Below are 21,098 nucleotides of genomic sequence, written 5' to 3' on the forward strand. Positions count from 1 at the left end.
GGTCACTATAAGTTCTTAATGAGATTGTGTATCATTCGCTTCTTAGGCATAACGGAGCTTTGTTTAGGCAAAGCGGAGCCAACCCGCAGCAAGAAGAGGGCAAGATGAATTCAGCACCACGTTTCTGCTGGCAAAGACAGCCGAGCGCGCACGCTTCCTGCCGAGGGTTTGTCGATCGTTTACAGCTGGATGAAGGACTGTCCATGGCCTACTGCCACTACCAACCCCGCAGGGAACTCCGCGAGCCGGGTATCGCAGAGCGGGATATACGTAGCCTGACTATCGCCATTGCGCTGGAAGGCAGCACCGTCACCCATGCCCGCGACGGCAGTCAGTATCATTTTCGTGCCGGTCACAGCACCGTTGCCCTGTTTTCCCGTAGCCACGGCGAGCGCTTTTTCCCGGCGGGCCAGCAGGTGCGCCAGCTACGGCTAATTATCGATGAGCCGCTAATGGAACAGTATGCGCTGACCGGTCTGCTCAGCGGTCGGCAGAGAGATAATCAGGTCCACTCTTTATTCTCCGGCCAGCACGGCAGCAGCATTCAGCAGCTGGCTGAGCGGATTGCGACACTCCATGGCAGTGCGTCCAGCGGTCTTGAAATACAGATTGCGGCGCTGACGCTGCTGGCGGAACAGGCCCGATTGCTCTCCCCTCCGCCAGTCAATTCCCGGGAACTAAACGGTGTGGCCCAGGACAGGCTGGCACGCGCACGCGAATTGCTGCAACAGCATTACGACCGTCCACTCACCGTTGCCTGGCTCTGTACCCAGGTCGGCACCAACGAATTCGCGCTGAAACAGGGGTTCCGGGCGCTGTTCAATACCACCCCGCACCGTATGCTGACGGAAATCCGCATGGCTCACGCCTGGGAACTGCTGGAAAGCGGACTGCACGTCTCCACCGTGGCGTGGAAGGTTGGCTACCAGCATCTTTCCAGCTTCAGCGCTGCCTTCCAGCGCTTTTACGGCCGCACGCCCACCTCGGTCAGCGGTAAACGCCAGACATAAAAAAACGGGCAGCCCGTAGGTGGCCGCCCGTTTATTAGCTTGTTTTCAACATCAACCTTTTCCTTCGGGCTTCAGACTGCATCGCTACAGCCAGAATCCCTCTGGGGTACATCACTACAACTAAACCAACTTACTTCTTGCGCGGATACTCATCGCTGTTCACCCAGGCGTGATCTTTCTCCCAGGTAAATTTCCATAAACGTACCGGCCCAGCCATGACGTTCAAATAGTAGTTGTCGTAACCGGCGATGGTCGCTACCGGGTGGTAGCCACGCGGGACGGTAACAACGTCGCGGTTATACACCGCCATGCACTCATCCAGCGAGCGATCGTCGGTATAGACGCGCTGCAGGGCGAAGCCACGCTCCGGATCGAAACGGTGATAGTACGTCTCTTCCAGATAGGTTTCGTCTTCTGAATCTTCCTGGTCGTGCTTGTGGCTTGGGTAGGAGCTGGTATCACCTTCGTTGGTGTACACTTCCACCACCAGCAGGCTGTCGGCAGGCTTGTTGTCCGGCAGGATGTTATGCACCAGACGCTTGTTGTGGCCTTTACCGCGCTGCTCCACGCCCACATCTTCAGGCGCGATCAGACGTGCCGGCAGATTGCCCTGGCTTGGCGAATTACACACCGCCAGTTCCAGATCGGACTCTGCCACCACTTCAATTTGTTCGTTGTGCGGCACGTAGACGGAATACGGCGGCGTGCGCTCAAACGGCGACATACGCTTACCGATATTCGGGAACTCGGCCTGACGGGTTTTCACCGAAGCCAGACCCGCAACCAGCACCAGACACAGCTCTTTATCACCGCTTTCAAGCGTGAGGGTCTGCCCTTTCTTCAGCAGATAGGCATCGAAGCCAACATAACGCCAGCCGGCACTTTCCGGGGTGACGTTCTGAATACGGCCCTGTGCATCGGGCTGTTTTGCTTTATTTAATAATGACATGCTGCTTTGTCCTTTGCCCGCGCCGCCGCAAACTGCCCGGCGGCGCGGATTGTTGGTGAAAAGGATTAGCCCAGTGTAGGCATGCTGAACTCAGACACGGTTTTCTGACCGCTCGGCCAGCGAACAGTTGCAGTCTTCATGCGGGTGTAGAAACGCACGCCGTCCGGACCATGCACGTTCAGTGCGCCAAAGACAGAACGTTTCCAGCCGCCGAAGCTGTGGAAGGCCATCGGTACCGGAACCGGTACGTTAACGCCAACCATGCCCGCCTGCACTTCACGTACGAAGTCGCGGCCGGTGTGGCCATTGCTGGTGAAGATAGCGCTGCCGTTACCGAATTCGTGGCTGTTAACCAGGTCCAGTGCGGTTTTGTAGTCAGGGGCACGCACGATGCTCAGAACCGGTCCGAAGATCTCTTCACGCCAGATAACCATGTCGGTGGTGACGTTATCGAACAGAGTACCGCCAACGTAGTAACCGTCCGGGTTGCCTTCAACCTGAATGCCACGGCCGTCAACAACCAGTTTCGCGCCTTCCGCTTCGCCTTTGTCGATGTAGCCCAGTACTTTCTTCTGGTGCGCAGCAGAAACCACCGGCCCCATTTCGTTTTCGTCTTTACCTTTGTGAATGCCAGGACCCACGCGCAGGGCTTTCACCAGCGGAGTCAGTGCAGCAATCAGTTTGTCAGCGGTGTCGTCGCCCACGGCAACAACGACTGGCAGCGCCATGCAGCGCTCGCCGGCAGAACCAAACGCGCCGCCCATGATGGCGTTCACGGTGGCATCCAGATCGGCATCCGGCATTACGATAGCGTGGTTTTTCGCCGCACCGAACGCCTGCACGCGCTTACCGTGTGCGCTGGCGGTGGTGTAGATGTGCTCGGCAACGCCGGAAGAACCCACGAAGCTCACTGCCTGAACGCGCGGATCTTTATACAGCTGCTCTGCGTTTTCGTTAGAGCTGTGGATCACGTTGAACACGCCATCCGGCAGGCCCGCTTCGGTCAGCAGTTCAGCCATACGAACAGACGCTGACGGGTCCAGAGCCGGTGGCTTCAGAACAAAGGTGTTACCGCAGGCCAGCGCGATAGGGAACATCCACAGTGGCACCATCGCCGGGAAGTTGAACGGGGTGATACCCGCAACCACGCCCAGCGGCTGCATCAATGAGTAGCTGTCAACGCCAGTACCGACGTCCGCTGAGTTCTCACCTTTGATCAGGTGTGGGATACCACAGGCGAACTCAACGACTTCCAGACCACGGGTCAGTTCACCCAGTGCATCTGACCAGACTTTACCGTGCTCGCTCACGATCAGCGCGGCCAGTTCGTCACGATGCTGTTCCATCAGGGTTTTAAAGTTGAACAGGATACGGGCGCGGCGCAGTGGAGAAGTGCGTGACCAGCTATCGAAAGCGTTGTGGGCTACTTCAATGGCGTGTGCCACTTCGTCGCTGGTGCTCTGCGTCAGTTCACGGATGACTTTGCCGGTCGCCGGATCGTAAACCGGGATGGTTTCGTTGCTGGCGCTCAGGGAAGTTTTACCGCCAATAAAGTTTCCTACGATAGTCATGTTCTGGCCTCTTTGATGTGATAGTTCCCATGCAGGCAGTCTGAATCACAACGCTACCTGGCCGGGCAAAACTCTAATGCGTGGGATGACAGTATAATATTGGAATAAATTTTTCAAATATTTCACTTTAGAAAATTCGGTTTTAGCGGCATGGATCGCATTTTTCACGGTCAGGCTCTGCCGGGTAAATGGTCCTGCCTGCTGGCATCGCTATAAAGCCCCCAGCTCAGGCCACATGCGGAACAGTGGTTTTACCACGTAACGATAACGCCCCCGGAATTGTTCGCGCTTTTCGCGGCGATTTCCCCGTGTTTTTGCTGGTGTTTTTTTATGCGCGGTGAAATTTTGAGAGGCGGATCTAAAAATTTAAATTTCATTATTCACTAACTATGAAATAAATGTTTTCTTATGCGTACTTTTACTGCACCATGCGGATCGGGTAAGACTGGCCCTGTGGTGGAGTTTTTTTTATTACCCTACTGAAACAGGAGCCATCCCATGGCTATCGATCCAACCCGCATTTGCATTAACCGTAAAATTGCCCCAGCCCTGAGCATTGAAGCCTTTTTCCAGCTGGTGCAGAAGCTGGGTCTGAGCAAGGTTGAACTGCGTAACGATATGAAAGGCGGCAGCGTGACTGACGATCTCAGTCACCAGCAGGTGAAAGACCTGGCGGAAAAGTACGGCATGGAAATTATTACGATTAACGCCGTTTATCCGTTCAACCAGATCAGCGACGACCTGCTGGCTCGCGCTGAAGGACTGCTGAAGGATGCGCAGGGTATCGGCGCGAAGGCGCTGGTCATGTGCCCGCTGAACGACGGTACGCCGGTTTCTGCTGAAGATACCGTGAACGCACTGCGTACGCTGGCACCGCTGTTTGAACGCTACGGCGTTAAAGGACTGGTTGAGCCGCTGGGCTTCCCGGTCAGCTCGCTGCGCTCGGCAGGCCAGGCGTTAGCGCTGATCGACCAGGCGGATGTGCCGTTTACCCTGGTGCTGGATACCTTCCACCACCATCTGTATGAAGGCGCGGAACAGGACTTCGCCGCCGGTCTGGATGTTAATCGCATCGGGCTGGTGCACCTGTCCGGCGTGGAAGACGATCGCGAAACCAGCAAGCTGACCGATGAAGAACGCATCATGCTGAGCGAAGGCGACCGCCTGAAGAGCGTGTCGCAGGTACAGCGCCTGGAGAAGCTGGGCTACAAAGGCATCTACGCCTTCGAGCCGTTCGCTTCCAGCATGGACAACTGGACCGCTGCGGACATCGAGCGCGAAATTCGCCAGAGCATCGCACTGCTGCAGGGCTAAACATCCCGTGGCCGGGTTTATCCGGCCAACGGAAAATCCGGCAAATCTGCCGGATTTCACTTCTTATCTGTGTCACTTAGCGGCCTTCCAGGGCCGCATTTTTTTATGCGGTCGTCACCCGTTTTAACCATAGCGTCGCCAGTATCGCCAGACACACCAGCAGGCTGCTGAGCAGATAAATCACCGGCACCCCGGCATAGCTCATAATCAGCCCGGCCAGCGGACCGGTTATTCCCAGCGCCAGATCCATAAAGGCCGTATAGGTCGCCAGCGCACTGCCCTGATTCTGCGGCGGCACCACTTTCACCGCCACCACGCCAATCGCCGGGAACACCAGCGAGAAGCCGGCACCGGTCAACAGCGCACCCACTTTCGCCATCCACGGCTCCCACGAACCCCAGACCATCAGCAGCCCGAACGCCTCAACCGCGAAACAGACCAGCGCCACGTTCAGTCCGCCAAAGCGGTTAATGGCATTGGGGAACAGCATACGCGTACCAACAAACGCCACGCTGAACAGCGTCAGGGCGAAAGCCGCACCTTGCCAGCCTTTATCCTGATAGAACAGGGTAATAAAGGTGGCGATCACCCCGAAACCCACCGAGCCCATCGCCAGGATCAGACCATAGCCCCAGATACGCCCGAGCACCGCGCGAAACGGCAGCGGTTTTCCCTTGCTGGTTTTCACTGCAGGCCGGGGGAACGCCAGCACAATCGCCACCAGCGCGATGGCGATCACTATCGCCGCCAGCAGCAGCAGACCGCCCCACATATAGATTGCCACGCCCAGCGGCGCACCGATCGCCATCGCGCCGTAGGTGAAAATCCCGTTCCACGAAATCACCCGGCCAATATGCAGCGATCCCACCACACCCACGCCCCACAGCGTGGCACCCGTTCCGGCAAAGCTCTGCCCCACGCCCAGCACCACGCGGCCGAGGCATAACAGCAGCAAACTCACGAGGGGAATGGCGCTGCTCAGTGCCGCCAGCGCGTAGCAGATGCCGCAAATCAGCGCGCCGAACAGGCCAAAGATCACCACTTTCTTCGGTCCCCAGAGATCGGCAAAACGCCCGGCATGAGGGCGGCTAAGCAGCGTGGCGAAATATTGCAGACTAATCACCAGACCGGCCCAGAAGGCGCTGTAGCCCATCACGTCATGGACGTAGCCGGGCAGTACCGCCAGCGGCAGCCCGATGGTCAGATAGCTGGCAAAGTTGAAAATAACAACGGAGATAATGCGCAGATTTAAGCGCAGGCCGGATTGCGCGGCGTCGCCTGCTGACGGGTCTGACATGGAAATTACGGCTCGCAAAGCAAAAAAGTCGAGGCCTCACTATACCTGAACCGTTAGCGTCCTACGGATATTTATTCGCCGCAGCGGGCGCGAATACCGCCATATTTTCGTCACAAAGCCTCTCTATACTCCGCCCCACAGAGTCCCAAAGAGGATAACAATATGGTCTTTACTCCCCTGAACTTCATTCAGGTGAGCACATGCTACCGGCCCTGGCCGGCGGCTGGTCAGGCACGCCCGCGCAATAACGGAGTGTCGCCATGACCCGCTCACCCGTCGCCGTTACGCTGAAAGGTATTGGTTATGCCTTTGGCGAACACCGCGTACTCAATCACATCGATCTGGATATCGAACCCGGCTCTATTGTAGCCCTGCTCGGCCCTTCCGGCTGCGGCAAAAGCACGCTGCTGAAAATTCTCGCCGGGCTGCTGGAGCCGCAGCAGGGCACGCTGCATTTTGGCGAACGGCTGATTGCCAGCGCCGCGAAAAGCACGCCGCCCGAACAGCGCGATATCGGCATGGTTTTCCAGGATTACGCCCTGTGGCCGCATATGACGGTGGCGCAGAACGTGGCGTTTCCCCTGCTGATGCGGCGGGTCTCCGCCCATGAGCGCCAGCAGCGGGTAATGCAGGCGCTACAGCGCGTCGGACTCGGCGATTTCGCCGCACGCAAGCCGTCCGATCTGTCGGGGGGTCAGCAGCAGCGTGTCGCATTGGCACGCGCGATTATCGCTGAACCTAAAATCCTGCTGTTCGATGAACCGCTATCCAATCTTGATACCGATCTGCGCGAGTCGCTGTGTCTGGAGATGGCCACGCTGCTGCGCCAGCTCGGCACCACCGCGGTGTACGTCACCCACGACCGGCGCGAGGCGGAGATCCTGGCGGATCGCATCGTCTGGCTGGCCGCGGGCTCCGTTTCTGCTATTCAAACCGTTACTTCACTCTCTGGGGAACCCGCATGACATTGTTTAATCCGATGAAGACAGGAGCTATTTTCGCCATGTTGTTGACTTCTGGCATGATGATCGCCGACGCACAGGCACTGACCGTTTATACCGCCGGGCCGGGATCGCTGGCAAAAGGCCTGGCCGCGGGCTTTGAAAAACAGACCGGCGTAAAAGTGAATATTTTCCAGGCCACCACCGGTAAGGTGATGGCACGACTGGAGGCCGAACAGGCCAATCCGCAGGCGGACGTACTGATTTCCGCCTCCTGGGATACCGCCGAAGAGCTACAGCAGCGCGGCTGGCTGCTGCCGTACCAAAGCCCGAACGCGGAAAAAGTCCCGGCTGAGTTCAAAACCGCCGACTATGTGGCGCAGGGGATCTCCGCGCTGGGGATCGTCTGGAACACCAAGAGCGGCACCCCGGAGCCAAAAGAGTGGCAGGATCTGACCGCAGAAGCCTTTAAAGGTAAGGTGACCACGCCGGACCCGTCCCTGTCAGGTGCCTCTCTCGATCTGCTGATTGGCCTGCAAAACAGCATGGGCGATCGTGCATGGCAGCTGTTCAGCAAGTTGAAGGATAACGGCATGGTGATTGCCGGCCCTAACGCCCAGGCGCTGACGCCGGTGCTACAGGGTGCGAAAGCCGCTGTGTTTGGCGCGGTGGATTATGTTTCCTACGGCAGCATCCAGGACGGCGAAGCGATCAAAGTGATCTTCCCGGCCAGCGGTACGGTGGTGGCTCCACGCCCGATGATGATTCTGAAAAGCAGCCAGAATGCGGCGGATGCCAAAGCCTTTGTCGACTACGTGCTGTCTGAAGAAGGCCAGCAGAAAGTGGCCGATGCCTGGCTGATGCCTGCCCGTTCAGACGTCGGTGCCAAACGCCCGCTGCTGAGCGACCTGAAAATCCTTCCGGCACAGAGCAGCGGCAGTGCCGATCGCGGCAGCGTGTTAAAACGTTTCGCCGACCTGTTTAAACAACCTTAATCCCTATCCGGTGGCACCCTCAGCGGTGCCACCCTCCAGGATCGCCCATGAATTATCGTCTGATGCCGCTGCTCACGGTGGCGCTGCTGGTGGTGCTGGTTGCGCTGCCGCTGCTGTTTATTCTGTTACAGGCGCTGTTCCCGCATCTGGCCCAGGGTTCGCTGGCCGGGGCGTTCAGCCCGATTCCGGCACTGCTGCGCGACCCGCAGCTGCCTGCGCTGCTGAGCGGTACGCTTAAAATTGGCCTGACGGTGGCGCTTCTCAGCGCGCTGGTCGGCATTCCTCTTGGCACCCTGCGCGGGCTGTTCGATCTGCCGCTGGCGCGCCTGTGGGATCTGGTCATGCTGATCCCGTTCCTCACGCCGCCCTACATTGCCGCACTCAGCTGGATGCTGGCGCTACAGCACAACGGGTATCTGTATCAACTGATCGGCTTCGATCTCAACGATCTGCTGTTCAGCCAGAACGGCATTGCACTGGTCATGACCCTGAATATCTTCCCGGTGGTCTATTTTGCCGTGTCGCGCAGCCTGCTCGCCAGCGGGCAGCACCTGGCAATCGTGGCGCGGGTTCACGGTGCCAGCGCGCTGCGGGCCTTCTGGCACGTTACATTACCGATGATGCTGCCCGCGCTGGCGGCCGGAGTACTGCTTTCATTTACTCTGGCCATTGAGGAGTACGGCGTTCCGGCTGCGCTCGGCTCCCGCGCGGGCGTGGTGATGCTGACGGTCGGCATCGAAGAACGCCTGGCGGACTGGCCTATCGATCTGCCCGGTTCCTCGCTGCTGTCGATGCTGCTGGTGCTGGTGGCGCTGGCGGCTTACACCCTGCAACGTAAGCTGGTGGGCAATAAAGAAGTCACCAGCATTACCGGCAAACCCGCGCTGAACAAAGGCGCGCAGCTGGGCCACTGGCGCTGGCCCGCGCTGGTGCTGTTCAGCCTGGTGGCCTTCGTTGTGGTGATCATGCCGATGTCTTCGATGCTGCTCAGCGCCCTGCTTTCCACCCTTTCCGGCGGTATCCGGCTGGAGAACGTGACCCTGCGCCACTTCAGTGCGCTGTTTGCCCAGCACGGTGACGCGCTGGACGCGCTCTCCACCAGCCTCGGGCTGGCCTTTGCCGCCGCGCTGATTACCGGCGTGATTGGCTTTCTTGCCGCCTGGCTGGTGGTGGTGCGCAAAATCCGCGGGGCGGTCTTTATCGACGGGCTGTCGCTGCTGCCCGCCGTGCTGCCCGGGGTGGTGGTCGGCGTCGGGTTAATTCTGCTGTGGAATCAGCCGTTCTGGCCGGTAACGCCCTATAACAGCTGGCCGATCCTGCTGCTCTCCTACTGCTGCCTGCTGCTACCGTGGCCGGTGCGCTACGTGGGCAGCGCGCTGAAGCAGCTGGGCGGCAATCTGGAACCGGCGGCGCGGGTACACGGCGCCAGCCAGTTCCAGGCGCTGCGCTACATCGTGCTGCCGCTGGTGTTCCCCAGCCTGCTGGCGGCGATGCTGATGGTGTTTGCTATCGGCTCGCGCGAGCTGGTGACCTCGCTGCTGCTGGCTCCGGCGGGTATGCAGACGGTATCGGTGTTTATCTGGCGGCAGTTCGAACAGGGTTCTGTCGGCCAGGGTATGGCGATGGCGACCATTGCCATTACCACCGGGCTGACGCTAATGTTCAGTGCGCTGGCGCTGATGCAGCGCGGGGAGCGTTCTTAGCAGGCGATCATTCCTAAAAACGGCGGACTCACTGCCGCAGCCGCTACACTTGCTGCACAGCAGTTAATAACGGAGGCGCAATGAGTCCACTGCCACAGGAGAAAATCGGGCAGAACATCCTGCTAAAACTGGCCACCCTGGTGGTTATCCTGGCCGGACTGAAGCTTTCGGCGGAGATCGTGGTGCCCTTCCTGCTGGCGCTGTTCCTCGCTATCGTACTGAATCCGCTGGTGACCGCGCTGATGCGGCGCGGTCTGCGGCGCGGCATGGCCATCAGTCTGGTGGTGGTCGTGATCCTGCTGATCATAGCCATGCTGGTAGGCATGATCGCCAGCTCGGCGGATGAATTCAGCGCGATCTATCCGCAGCTCCAGTCACAGGCAGAGCAGAAACTCGCGGTGTTACAACACGCCGCCGCGCGTTTTCACATTCGGCTTTCCAGCGAATCGCTGATGCAGCGGCTCGATCCCGGTGCGATGGTCAACGTGGCCACCAGCATGTTTACGCAGATTTCCGGCGCGATGACCCAGCTGGTGCTGGTGGTGATGACGGTGGTGTTTATGCTGTTTGAGGTCCATCACCTGCCCTATAAGCTGCGTAACGCGCTGGTGAATCCACAAATCCGCATTGCCGGGCTGCACCGGGCACTGAAGGGCGTTACGCATTATCTGGCCTTAAAAACGCTGATTGGCCTGATTACCGGCTTCGCCGTCTGGCTGGTGCTGCTGGCGCTGGGAGTGAAATTTGCCCTGCTGTGGGGGGCGGTGGCCTTCCTGCTTAACTACATTCCCAACATCGGCCCGGTGATTGCCGGTATCCCACCGGTATTGCAGGCGCTGCTGCTGAACACGCCGCTGGATGCCGGGCTGGTAGCCGCACTGTTTATCGCCATTCATATGCTGTGCGGCAATATGCTGGAGCCACGGCTGATGGGGCGCGGACTGGGGCTGTCGAGCCTGGTGGTATTTCTGTCTTTGATTTTCTGGGGCTGGCTGCTTGGGCCGGTGGGGATGCTGCTCTCCGTGCCGTTGACCAGCGTCTGCAAGATTCTGATGGAAACGACGCCGGGCGGCAGCAAGCTGGCGATACTGCTGGGCAATGGCCGCCCGGTCAAATAATCAGTCGACGATAAACAGCTGTGCGCCGTGCTCGGTCCAGGAGCGGTGTGCTTCCGCATTATCGGCAACCTGATAGCTCATTCCCGCACGCAGGGTAAAGACGCGGCCATCGTCAAGCTCGGTATGCAGCTCGCCGGACAGGCACAGCAGAATATGCCCTTTAATGCACCAGTGATCGGCCAGATAGCCGGGGGTATAGTCCACCCGACGCACGCGCACGTCACCAAACTGCTGCGTGCGCCACGATGCGCTGCCGGTTTCCCCCGGATGTTCCGTTGCCTCAATCGTCGACCAGTCCGTTATGCCGAAAGGAATATCGCTTAATTTCATTGCCAAACTCCATGGAGTTAAACATTGAAATTACCCGGTTTATTCAAACATGCACACCGATTTCAGTCGAAAAAAATCCACCAGAGGGCAATTTTCGACGCGAAAGGTCGATTTCAACAATAATCGGCCCGTCGCCGGTCGCTTAAAATACATCATAAGAAATCCAGGCATTGACTAAACATTTAAGGCGAATTTTTCTACTTAAATCAGCCGCAGCCGCTGCGCATCAACGTAAAGTTGCTGCCATAATACTCACTTGCCTCATTCACCTTTTTTGCTGCTGTTGTTTTACCGCCGCCAGACACCACGGGAGAACACTTTGCTCGCGACTGAAAAAACCAGGCACGGCCTGCGCTGGCTGGTTGCCGCAGGACTGATACCGATCCTGCTTTGCCTGATGTTCACACTGCTGGAAGCGGGGCAAATGGTGAAGCGGCAGCTTGCCGTCACCAGTTCAATGCTGATGTCCCAGGCGGAGAATATCAGCGACAGAGCGCGGGTAATGACCGCCTCCCTGCAGGAATACAAAAACCATCGCTGCGCGGATATCAAAGATGAGCTGCAGGAATATGGCTCGATGCATCCCTACTTTCGCTCGGTGGGTCTGGTTCAGGACGGTAATGTTGTCTGTTCATCTACCTTTGGCGAACGCCAGGATTCAATAGAAGACATTATTCGTCGCCCGTTGCCGCCCGAACATAAAGACCTGTGGAGCCTCTCCGTTGCCGGAACCAGCGGAGTCAGAAATCGCCCTGCGGTACTGTTTATGCATGAAGACCGTGACGGATTCGCCAGCTACGCGCTGGTCGACGGGCAGTATTTCATTGATTTTATCTGGGCGGCAGGTATGCGCCACGATTACGACATTTCGATGAAATTTGGCGACGGATTTGCCATGTTTAGCGGCGTTCCTGCCACCCGCCAGAGTGATAAAAAGTGGGGGAACTACACGCTGAATACTCACTCTGAACGTTATGCGATCACCCTCAGCGTTACCTCTTCCCGCAGTGAGCTGCTTTATAACTGGCAGCAGGTGCTGTTCAGCCTGATGCCGATGGCGCTGATCCTTTCCCTGCTGTTTGTTGCGCTCACCAGCAACTGGCTGAAACGCAAAAGCTCGTTCCGCGATGAAATTCGCCGCGGCATAGAACGCAACGAATTCTCCGTTCACTACCAGCCGGTCTTTAATCTGCAAACACAGAAATTTAGCGGCGCTGAGGCGCTAATGCGCTGGCAGCGCCCTGACGGGCACTGGGTGCGGCCGGATGTGTTTATTTCCGCCGCCGAGTCCGAAGGTATGATTGTGCCGCTGACCCGCTACCTGCTGCAAAGGGTGATTCAGGACAGCGCGCAGTGGCAGCTGGAACCGGGTTTTCATCTCAGCGTGAATCTGGCCGCAGAACATTTGCAGCATGATGAGTTCATGTCGGATATTCGGGCCTTTGCCGCCGGGATGGATCATCTCAAGCCGACGATCACCCTCGAACTGACCGAGCGCAGCCTGATCGGCGAAGATCGGATGGTTTCCCAGCGACTGGCCGAACTGCGCCGTGAAGGGATCATTATTGCCATCGATGATTTTGGCACCGGCCACTGCGCACTCTCCTACCTGCAAACCTTCCCACTTGATTACCTGAAGATCGACCGTGGATTTGTTAACACCATCGAATCCGTGGACGGCGAAACCCCGGTGCTGGATGCGATTATTTCCCTGGCCGATAAGCTGGCGTTAAAGGTGGTGGCGGAAGGGGTGGAGAACGAAATGCAGCTGTGCTATCTGCAAAACCACGGCGTCTCGTTGATCCAGGGCTACTACTTCGCCCGCCCGATGGAAAGCGCGGCCCTGTCAGAGTGGCTGCAGGAGCACAACGGCAGTGGCCCCCAGGAGCCCACCACACGTTAATTCCGCTTATGGTGGAATATTCACCAGGTCGGGCGCGAATTAAGGCGCTCGATCGACCACCATTTCCCCTGGCTTCTGTACATCCTGCTTCCATCAATTTCTGATTTTTTTACCCGAAAAAATGCGACATCGCGCAGAGGTTCTATAATAAACGGTGGTGAAGTGCGTGATTGGGCCGTGTGAGTGCGCCATTGAAGCCCGCCGCCGACGCATTTTGCCGCTGGATTTTTCCCACATTATTGCTCCGCCAGCTCGTCTGACCCGCTCGATGATGTAGGAATTTTGGGATTAAAAACAGAAAATTACAGGGTGCTTGATATGATTTCACGTAGGAAGCGTGTCAAACCAATTGGTTTAAAAGACGTCACTATCATCGATGATAGTAGATTACGCAAAGCAATTACCGCGGCCTCACTGGGCAACGCCATGGAATGGTTCGATTTCGGCGTTTACGGCTTCGTAGCCTATGCCCTTGGTCAGGTATTTTTCCCCGGCGCCGATCCCGGCGTACAGATGATCGCCGCGCTGGCGACGTTCTCCGTACCGTTCCTGATTCGCCCGCTTGGCGGATTGTTCTTTGGGGCTCTGGGCGATAAATACGGTCGCCAGAAAATCCTTTCCATCACCATTATCATCATGTCGGTCAGTACCTTCTGTATTGGCCTGATCCCTTCCCATGCCTCTATCGGCATCTGGGCACCGATTCTGCTGCTACTGTGTAAAATGGCACAGGGCTTCTCGGTGGGCGGTGAATATACCGGTGCATCAATCTTCGTTGCCGAATACTCCCCGGACCGCAAACGCGGCTTTATGGGCAGCTGGCTGGACTTCGGCTCTATCGCCGGTTTCGTGCTGGGTGCGGGCCTGGTGGTGCTGATTTCAACCGTCGTGGGTGAGGAGAAATTCCTCGACTGGGGCTGGCGTATTCCGTTCTTTGTTGCCCTGCCGCTGGGCATCATCGGTCTGTATCTGCGCCACGCGCTGGAAGAAACCCCGGCGTTCCAGCAGCACGTCGATAAGCTTGAGCAGGGCGACCGTGAAGGCCTGGCCGACGGTCCGAAAATCTCCTTCAAAGAGATTGCCACCAAACACTGGCGCAGCCTGCTGTCCTGCGTCGGGCTGGTGATTGCCACCAACGTCACCTACTACATGCTGCTGACCTATATGCCGAGCTACCTGTCACATAACCTGCACTACTCGGAAGATCATGGGGTGATGATTATTATCGCCATCATGCTGGGTATGCTGTTTGTGCAGCCGGTGATGGGGCTGATGAGCGATAAATTTGGCCGTCGTCCGTTTGTCATTATCGGCAGTATCGCGCTGCTGGTGCTGGCGGTTCCCTGCTTTATGCTGATTAACAGCGGCGTGATGGGGCTGATTTTTGCCGGTCTGCTGCTGCTGGCGGTGATCCTCAACAGTTTTACCGGCGTGATGGCATCGACTCTGCCCGCCATGTTCCCGACCCACATCCGCTACAGTGCCTTAGCCAGCGCCTTTAACATTTCGGTGCTGATTGCGGGCCTGACGCCAACGCTGGCCGCCTGGCTGGTTGAAGCGACCAGCAATCTGTATATGCCGGCTTACTACCTGATGGTGGTCGCGCTGGTGGGTCTGGTGACCGGTCTGAAGATGAAGGAGACGGCGAACATGCCGCTGCGCGGTGCCACTCCGGCGGCGTCGGACATTACCGAGGCAAAAGAGATCCTGCAGGAGCATCACGACAACATCGAGCAGAAGATCGAAGACATCAACGAGCAGATTGCCGAGCTGGAAGCGAAGCGTACGCACTTGATTAATCAGCATCCGCGGATTAACGAGTAATCATTCAGGGCCGGGAATACCCGGCCCTTTTGCTATGTACCGATAACCGCCACTCAGCATATTGTTGCCCGGCTTTAGTATTTCCAACCCGCTAAGTTTTCTACTCTGGCCCGGACCGCAATTTATGCGGGCCAGACAGTGTGAAATATCGCGCTGTTGCCCATTTTCCCCGCAGTCAGTTGTTCAGATAAACCTTACGTGCGGCGCAGACACCATTTTGACTCACTAAACGGCTACACTTGCCCTTCGACCGAAAACTGAATCTGAGGTAAGAAACATGAAAATCAAAAGCTATGCGGCACTGGCAGCAGGACAGGCTCTGGAACTGTATGAGTACGAAGCCGGTGCGCTGGGCACAGAGGAAGTGGAAGTCGAGGTGGAATACTGCGGCGTCTGCCATTCTGACCTGTCGATGATCGATAACGAGTGGGGCATCTCACAGTTCCCGACTATTGCCGGACATGAAGTGATCGGTCGCGTGGCGGCACTCGGCGAAGCGGCAAAAACCAAAGGCCTGAAAATCGGCCAGCGCGTGGGTATTGGCTGGACGGCCAAAAGCTGCCAGCACTGCGATGCCTGTATTAACGGCGAGCAGGTCAACTGCCAGCAGGGCAGCACGCCAACCATTCTGAACCACGGCGGCTTTGCCGAGAAACTGCGTGCCGACTGGCAGTGGGTGATCCCGCTGCCGGAGAACCTGGATGCAGCCAGCGCCGGTCCACTGCTGTGCGGCGGCATCACGGTCTTTAAGCCGCTGCTGATGAGCAACATCACCGCCACCAGCCGGGTCGGGGTAATCGGCATCGGCGGTCTGGGCCATATTGCGATTAAAATTCTGCGTGCGATGGGTGCCGAAGTGGTGGCGTTCAGCTCCACTCCGGCCAAAAAGCAGTCGATCCTCGACATGGGTGCGGACGAAGTGGTGAACAGCCGCGATCCTGAAGCGCTGAAGGCGCTGGCAGGCCGTTTCGATCTGATTATCAGCACCGTGGCCGTTGACCTCGACTGGCAACCCTACTTCAATGCGCTGGCGCCGCAGGGCAAGTTCCACACGGTGGGCGCGGTCATGAAGCCGTTCCAGGTCAGCGCGTTTGACCTGATTATGGGCGATAAGGCGATCACCGGTTCTTCTACCGGTTCTCCGGGCCAGCTGCGTTCGCTGCTGAAACTGGCCTCGCGCCGCGATATCGCCCCGAAAGTGGAGTTCTTCCCGATGTCGAAAATCAACGACGCGCTGGACCACGTACGCGCCGGTAAAGCCGATTTCCGCGTGGTGCTGAAAGCCGACTTCTGACCCCCGCGTCACGGTTGGCCGCAGGCCACACTGCCGCAGTGAGCCAACCCGTCATCCCCCTTCTTTAGCCACCTCCAGCAGGTGGCTTTTTCTTTTCAGCGCTTTGGGAATTGTTAAGATTTCGTAATTCCGGAACTTACCGAAATTTTAATTGTCATTCGCGCCTGATAATCGTTTACAGCTACAACGCTAATACATATAGTTCTCATTCTCTTTTTTAATAAAGATGAAAACTGCGGCGCGGATTGGGCCGTAAAAGCGCCTCACCGGTTAATACAGGGATAAATTAACACGCCAGAATCACCTGCCATTTATTGGGATTTAACAGCGCGCGGTGCGGGAAAGCGTCAATAAATAACTGATAAATGAGGCCCGATTTTGTCTTCTTCGCGTACCCTGCCGCACCACCGTACAGCAGCATCCTCTGCCCGGTCCCTGTTTAAACCAACCCTGGCCGCCCTGCTGGTGCTCTCCGCACTTCAGCCCGTATTTGCCGCCGAGACCAGTGAAAACACCCTGACCGTAGAAGCAAAAGCGGGGGACAGCGCAGCTTCAGCCACCGCTGACACCGATTACAGCGTTCCGGTCACCACCGCCGGGACCAAAATGCCGCTGGCGCTGCGTGACATCCCGCAGTCCGCAACCATTGTCAGCAAACAGCGTATGCAGGATCAGGCGCTGCAAAGCATCGGCGATGTGCTAACCAATACCACCGGCGTTTCCGCCTTCAATATCGACTCCGATCGCGCCTCCTACTGGTCACGCGGCTATCTGATCAATAACTACCTGACCGACGGCATTCCGACCGTAGTGGACGATATCTGGGACTTTGGCGACACCGCCGCCGATACCGCCATCTACGATCGCATTGAAATCATTCGCGGTGCCAACAGCCTGATGACCGGCTCCGGCTACCCGTCGGCCTCCGTCAATATGGTGCGCAAGCACGCCGACAGCAAGGTGCTGACCGGCAGCCTGTCTGCGGAAACCGGCAGCTGGGATAAACAGCGCTACGTCGGCGATGTCACCGTACCGCTGAATGAAGAAGGCACCGTACGCGCTCGCGCCATCGGCGGCTATCAGGAGAACGACAGCTGGCTGGACCGCTACCACAAGCGTAAGCGCTTCCTGAGCACCGTGCTGGATGCAGACTTGACCGATTCCACCACGCTGTCACTCGGTTGGGACTTCCAGCAGACCGAAGCCCGCGACCCGAGCTGGGGCGGTATCCCGACCTGGTACAGCAACGGCGATCGCACCCACTACGACCGCAGCTTTAACGCCGCGCCGGACTGGTCCTACAGTGATAAGCAGAGCAATAAGATCTTCGCCACCGTCGCGCAGAAATTCGATAACGGCTGGCAGGCGCAGGTCACCGGCACGCACAGCAAAACCACCTTCGACACCAAGCTGATGTACCCGTACGGCTACCCGGATAAAGACACCGGCCAGGGCGCGGTGCTGTACAGCGGCTGGAACAAAGGCACGCGTAACGTGAACTCGGTGGATCTGTACGCCAACGGTCCGTTTGAACTGCTGGGCCGCAGCCACGAGCTGATGGTCGGCGGCAGCTACAGCCGCCAGCAAAACTACTTTATGAACTCGTCCTTCACCGCTGCCACCTATGACGGTAACTACAACGACTGGGACGGCAACACCGCACAAGGCGACTGGAGCGACTGGGCCGTGGAAGATGACGATACCATCCGTCAGAAATCCGCCTACGCCGCTGCGCGCTTCTCGCTGGCCGACCCGCTGTCGCTGCTGGTGGGCGCACGCTACACCGACTGGAGCGCCGTGGGCACCTCCGGCACCAAGAGCGCCGACAAGATCGCGCCTTACGCCGGTCTGACCTACGACATCAACGACACCTATTCGGCCTACGCCAGCTACACCACGATCTTCCAGCCGCAGAGCACGCGTGACACCAACGCAAACTACCTCGGCCCGGTGAAAGGTAAGAGCTACGAAGCGGGTCTGAAAGGCGACTGGGCCAACAGCCGCCTGACCGCTACCGTGTCGGTGTTCCGCACCGAGCAGAAAAACCTGGGTGTGAACACCTACGGCTTCGTGACCGGCACCACTGAATACGCCTATGCGGCGGTAGACTCTGTCAGCCGCGGCGTGGAGTTTGAAGTGAACGGCGCGCTGACCGACAACTGGCAGATGACCTTTGGCGCATCGCGCTATGTTGCCGAGCAGCCGGACGGCACGGCGGTGAAACCGGAAGTTCCGCGTACTACGGCGAAGCTGTTCACCAGCTACCGCCTGCCGATGCTGCAGGATCTGACCGTCGGCGGCGGCGTGAACTGGCAGAACCATACCTGGCAGGACGACGTGTACGGCCCGCAGGGCTACACCTATGTTGAACAGGGCAGCTACACCCTGGTCAACCTGTTCAGTCGCTACCAGGTGACTAAACAGCTTTCCGTACAGGCCAACATCAACAACCTGTTCGATAAAGAGTATTACGACTACCTGGGCACCTACGCCGTTTACGGTGCGCCACGTAACTTCTCCGTGTCGGCAAACTACACCTTCTGATGCGGTAAAAAACCTGCCTTTTGATGCCAGTCCGCTTCGGCGGCTGGCATTTCTCAGCACGATAAGCAAAAAAACGATCCGCATTATTGGTTTCCCGATACACTGCACTATGGACCGGATAAACACTGCTTATTCATGCACTATAATTCACCCGATCACAGCCATCTGAAATTGCGCTCAACGCGCTTTATCCGCCGCATGTTTGCCATGCGTCAGCTGGGTACATTTCTCTGTTTTAACCCGATCATCTCGGTGCTGCTGGAACTACAAAAAGGCAACGCCTTTTACGTTCTGCTGTTTATCAACGCCTTTGTCTGGCCCTGGGTGGCCTACCGCGTGGCGATGTCCTCCGCCGATCCGACCGCCAGCGAGCGGCGTAATCTGACCATCGATGCGGCCCTTGGCGGCTTCTGGGTGGCGATGATGGGTATCAGCCCAATGCCGTCGCTGATCATCATGGCCGTGCTGGCCTCGGATCGTTATGCCGTTGGCGGCTGGCTACAGCTGCAGTCGGCGATGCGGGCATTTTTACTGATCTTTATCCCGATGTGGATGCTGAACGGCATGCCGTGGCAGACCAGCTTTAGTACCCGTACAGTCTGGTTAACGCTGCCGCTGGCCGCTGGCTATATGTTCGTGCTTAGCGCCGTTTCATATAAGTTAACCCTGACGCTGCGGCGCAAAAATCGCGAACTTGAACGCATCTCACTGATGGACCCCAGCCTGGGCATCCCCAACCGCCGCCTGTTCGATCGCCGGCTGGAAAGTGAATATTTACGTACCCGGCGCGGTGAATGCCGTGCCTGGCTGCTGCTGCTTGATGTCGATAATTTCAAAACCGTGAACGACACCTTTGGTCACGAGGCGGGGGATTTCCTGCTGGCGGAAATTTCCGCCCTGCTGCGCAACGAGGCGGGTGAGCAGGATATTCCGGCACGCTTTGGCGGTGATGAGCTGGGGGTTATCGTCCACGATGCGGATGAAGTGGGCATACTCGCGCTGGCCGAAACCCTGCAACAAAAAATTACCCGGCTGCGGCTACCGGCCTCGGCGGATTTTCACTGTTCGATCAGCATCGGCATTGCCGCCGCCAGCGAGGCGGAGAGCCTGCAACAGTGGTTGAGCCGCGCCGACCTGGCCCTGTACAGCGTGAAGCGAGCGGGCAGAAACGGCGTTCAGCTGTGGCGACCCGCGCCGGAGAACCCGACGGCATAAAAAAAGGTCCGGCCCCCCCTTACAGAAGCCGGACCCGATATCCTTACGGATAAAACGTCATGGGATTTTTGCGACGCTCAGGAATCACCCCTCTTCCTTGAGCCATAATTTTTTGTACTTTATCGGGGGGATGCCGACTATCTGCTTAAAAACCCGATGGAAATTGGTCACGTTTTCAAAACCCACCTGCGTGGCAATCTGCGCGATACTGTCGTCCGAGCTGAGCAACAGCGATTGCGCTTCACCAATGCGGCGGCGAATCAGGTACTGCTTGGGTGAATATCCCGAATAGGCCTTAAAGCTGTGGATCAGATAAAAACGGTTGATATTCAGATCGCGCGCAATCGACTGTAGCGTCAGTTCCTGATTGTAGTGCGCATCGATAAACGTTTTTATTCGCTTGCCTAATACCTTGTTTTCACTGGTCGGGTCCGCTGCGGATTCCTGCCAGACTTTTTTGCAGGAAAGCAGCAGCGCTTCCACCGCGCTGTTGATTATTGCCAGCGTCCTCTGCTCTTTGCGGCTCACCTGCAGCCAGAGCAGCTCAAAAATACACAGCAGCTCATTGTAACGATCGCCGCTGGGGAGCACGCCCGGCTGCTTGCGATCTTCCAGCTGGTTGAGTTTCAAACCGTCAATATGCAGCCCGTCCAGACCGCAGCAGTAGATCAGCGCATCTCCGCTGACGTGCGGGCGTTCTTCATGAGTGATCCCGGCATTAAAGATCAGGATATCTCCCTCTTTCACCAGATAATGGACCCCGTCAATGCTGTAATCACCGCTGCCGCGCGCCATAAACATGATTTCCAGGCGCTCATCATGCTTGTGCATCACGCGCGGAATACCGGATTCCTCGCCGCCGATCTTGCACACAAACAGCAGGCGTGGAAGGCGCCATGCATCGGTGCAGAGCCGATCGCTTTCACTCTCTTTCAAAAAAACCAGCATCGCTACCTCGCCAGGCGGAGTGGAGCTTCAGATATCATCTGCCGTGGTTGCCAGCGAAGTCCCAATCTTTTACTGATTGAGTCAGTATTACCGCCGGGCGGCCCGCAAACAATCACAATGGTTGTTTTAGTGATCAACATAA

16 protein-coding genes are annotated in these 21,098 nt (G+C 57.5%); 11 read left to right on the top strand and 5 right to left on the bottom strand.

Annotated elements, in window-relative coordinates; all coding sequences use genetic code 11:
- Positions 1-104 precede the first annotated feature (104 nt).
- Entirely contained in the window at positions 105-1,010 is a 906-nt protein-coding gene (locus IBT47_RS14390; protein ID WP_200560943.1) for an AraC family transcriptional regulator, read from the top strand.
- Positions 1,011-1,140: 130 nt separating this feature from the next.
- Here the strand turns inward: IBT47_RS14390 and iolB are convergent, their stop codons facing one another.
- Positions 1,141-1,959, bottom strand: coding sequence for a 5-deoxy-glucuronate isomerase (iolB, locus tag IBT47_RS14395; protein WP_200560945.1), 819 nt, complete (start codon positions 1,957-1,959; stop codon positions 1,141-1,143).
- A 65-nt stretch (positions 1,960-2,024) separates the two neighbouring features.
- Complete coding sequence (locus tag IBT47_RS14400) at positions 2,025-3,530, bottom strand: CoA-acylating methylmalonate-semialdehyde dehydrogenase (protein ID WP_200547161.1); 1,506 nt, start codon at positions 3,528-3,530, stop codon at positions 2,025-2,027.
- A gap of 498 nt (positions 3,531-4,028) precedes the next feature.
- On the opposite strand from IBT47_RS14400, the gene IBT47_RS14405 reads away from it, so the two are divergent.
- Positions 4,029-4,844, top strand: coding sequence for a TIM barrel protein (locus IBT47_RS14405; protein ID WP_200560947.1), 816 nt, complete (start codon positions 4,029-4,031; stop codon positions 4,842-4,844).
- 103 nt (positions 4,845-4,947) lie between these two features.
- Here the strand turns inward: IBT47_RS14405 and IBT47_RS14410 are convergent, their stop codons facing one another.
- Positions 4,948-6,141, bottom strand: a complete 1,194-nt coding sequence (locus IBT47_RS14410; protein WP_200560949.1) for an MFS transporter — start codon at positions 6,139-6,141, stop codon at positions 4,948-4,950.
- Between the two features lie 260 nt (positions 6,142-6,401).
- Here IBT47_RS14410 and IBT47_RS14415 point away from each other — a divergent pair, with 260 nt between their 5' ends.
- From IBT47_RS14415 to IBT47_RS14430, 4 genes are all read left to right on the top strand, one after another.
- Positions 6,402-7,106: an ABC transporter ATP-binding protein gene (locus tag IBT47_RS14415; RefSeq protein WP_200560951.1), complete on the top strand. Its 705-nt coding sequence runs from the start codon at positions 6,402-6,404 to the stop codon at positions 7,104-7,106.
- Complete coding sequence (locus IBT47_RS14420; protein ID WP_200547165.1) at positions 7,103-8,077, top strand: ABC transporter substrate-binding protein; 975 nt, start codon at positions 7,103-7,105, stop codon at positions 8,075-8,077. The genes IBT47_RS14415 and IBT47_RS14420 overlap by 4 nt, the downstream gene beginning before the upstream one ends.
- Positions 8,078-8,124: 47 nt before the next feature.
- The gene (locus tag IBT47_RS14425) at positions 8,125-9,780 is read left to right on the top strand and encodes an iron ABC transporter permease (protein WP_200560953.1); all 1,656 of its coding nucleotides are present in this window, start codon (positions 8,125-8,127) and stop codon (positions 9,778-9,780) included.
- Positions 9,781-9,860: 80 nt separating this feature from the next.
- On the top strand, positions 9,861-10,898 hold the full coding sequence (locus IBT47_RS14430; RefSeq protein ID WP_200560955.1) for an AI-2E family transporter: 1,038 nt from the start codon (positions 9,861-9,863) through the stop codon (positions 10,896-10,898).
- On the opposite strand, the gene IBT47_RS14435 is transcribed toward IBT47_RS14430, so the two are convergent.
- The gene (locus tag IBT47_RS14435) at positions 10,899-11,228 is read right to left on the bottom strand and encodes a DHCW motif cupin fold protein (RefSeq protein WP_200560957.1); all 330 of its coding nucleotides are present in this window, start codon (positions 11,226-11,228) and stop codon (positions 10,899-10,901) included. It lies immediately after the preceding gene.
- Between the two features lie 319 nt (positions 11,229-11,547).
- Between IBT47_RS14435 and IBT47_RS14440 the strand changes: the two genes are divergently transcribed.
- The 5 genes from IBT47_RS14440 to IBT47_RS14460 all read left to right on the top strand — a co-directional run bounded on the left by IBT47_RS14440 (position 11,548) and on the right by IBT47_RS14460 (position 20,008).
- Positions 11,548-13,131, top strand: a complete 1,584-nt coding sequence (locus IBT47_RS14440) for an EAL domain-containing protein (protein ID WP_200560959.1) — start codon at positions 11,548-11,550, stop codon at positions 13,129-13,131.
- Positions 13,132-13,449: 318 nt separating this feature from the next.
- On the top strand, positions 13,450-14,955 hold the full coding sequence (gene proP / locus IBT47_RS14445; RefSeq protein WP_234471902.1) for a glycine betaine/L-proline transporter ProP: 1,506 nt from the start codon (positions 13,450-13,452) through the stop codon (positions 14,953-14,955).
- A 277-nt stretch (positions 14,956-15,232) separates the two neighbouring features.
- Positions 15,233-16,249 (top strand): NAD(P)-dependent alcohol dehydrogenase, encoded by a 1,017-nt coding sequence (locus tag IBT47_RS14450; protein WP_200560964.1) that lies wholly within the window; start codon positions 15,233-15,235, stop codon positions 16,247-16,249.
- 378 nt (positions 16,250-16,627) lie between these two features.
- Positions 16,628-18,793, top strand: a complete 2,166-nt coding sequence (fhuE, locus tag IBT47_RS14455) for a ferric-rhodotorulic acid/ferric-coprogen receptor FhuE (RefSeq protein WP_200560966.1) — start codon at positions 16,628-16,630, stop codon at positions 18,791-18,793.
- Between the two features lie 135 nt (positions 18,794-18,928).
- Positions 18,929-20,008, top strand: a complete 1,080-nt coding sequence (locus IBT47_RS14460) for a sensor domain-containing diguanylate cyclase (RefSeq protein WP_200560968.1) — start codon at positions 18,929-18,931, stop codon at positions 20,006-20,008.
- 84 nt (positions 20,009-20,092) lie between these two features.
- Here IBT47_RS14460 and IBT47_RS14465 read toward each other — a convergent pair whose 3' ends face one another.
- On the bottom strand, positions 20,093-20,956 hold the full coding sequence (locus IBT47_RS14465) for an AraC family transcriptional regulator (protein ID WP_105594120.1): 864 nt from the start codon (positions 20,954-20,956) through the stop codon (positions 20,093-20,095).
- Positions 20,957-21,098 lie beyond the last annotated feature (142 nt).

Origin of the sequence: Erwinia sp. S43 (genome assembly GCF_016624745.1) — a bacterium.
GTDB classification, from domain to species: domain Bacteria; phylum Pseudomonadota; class Gammaproteobacteria; order Enterobacterales; family Enterobacteriaceae; genus Erwinia; species Erwinia coffeiphila.

Excerpts from the sequence above, each read along its gene's own strand:
- IBT47_RS14400 (WP_200547161.1), bottom strand. The coding sequence starts at position 3,530 with ATGACTATCGTAGGAAACTTTATTGGCGGTAAAACTTCCCTGAGCGCC.
- IBT47_RS14450 (WP_200560964.1), top strand. The coding sequence starts at position 15,233 with ATGAAAATCAAAAGCTATGCGGCACTGGCAGCAGGACAGGCTCTGGAA.
- IBT47_RS14410 (WP_200560949.1), bottom strand. The coding sequence starts at position 6,141 with ATGTCAGACCCGTCAGCAGGCGACGCCGCGCAATCCGGCCTGCGCTTA.
- IBT47_RS14430 (WP_200560955.1), top strand. The coding sequence starts at position 9,861 with ATGAGTCCACTGCCACAGGAGAAAATCGGGCAGAACATCCTGCTAAAA.
- IBT47_RS14435 (WP_200560957.1), bottom strand. The coding sequence starts at position 11,228 with ATGAAATTAAGCGATATTCCTTTCGGCATAACGGACTGGTCGACGATT.
- IBT47_RS14420 (WP_200547165.1), top strand. The coding sequence starts at position 7,103 with ATGACATTGTTTAATCCGATGAAGACAGGAGCTATTTTCGCCATGTTG.
- iolB (WP_200560945.1), bottom strand. The coding sequence starts at position 1,959 with ATGTCATTATTAAATAAAGCAAAACAGCCCGATGCACAGGGCCGTATT.
- IBT47_RS14425 (WP_200560953.1), top strand. The coding sequence starts at position 8,125 with ATGAATTATCGTCTGATGCCGCTGCTCACGGTGGCGCTGCTGGTGGTG.
- IBT47_RS14415 (WP_200560951.1), top strand. The coding sequence starts at position 6,402 with ATGACCCGCTCACCCGTCGCCGTTACGCTGAAAGGTATTGGTTATGCC.
- IBT47_RS14460 (WP_200560968.1), top strand. The coding sequence starts at position 18,929 with ATGCACTATAATTCACCCGATCACAGCCATCTGAAATTGCGCTCAACG.
- IBT47_RS14390 (WP_200560943.1), top strand. The coding sequence starts at position 105 with ATGAATTCAGCACCACGTTTCTGCTGGCAAAGACAGCCGAGCGCGCAC.
- IBT47_RS14405 (WP_200560947.1), top strand. The coding sequence starts at position 4,029 with ATGGCTATCGATCCAACCCGCATTTGCATTAACCGTAAAATTGCCCCA.
- IBT47_RS14465 (WP_105594120.1), bottom strand. The coding sequence starts at position 20,956 with ATGCTGGTTTTTTTGAAAGAGAGTGAAAGCGATCGGCTCTGCACCGAT.
- proP (WP_234471902.1), top strand. The coding sequence starts at position 13,450 with ATGATTTCACGTAGGAAGCGTGTCAAACCAATTGGTTTAAAAGACGTC.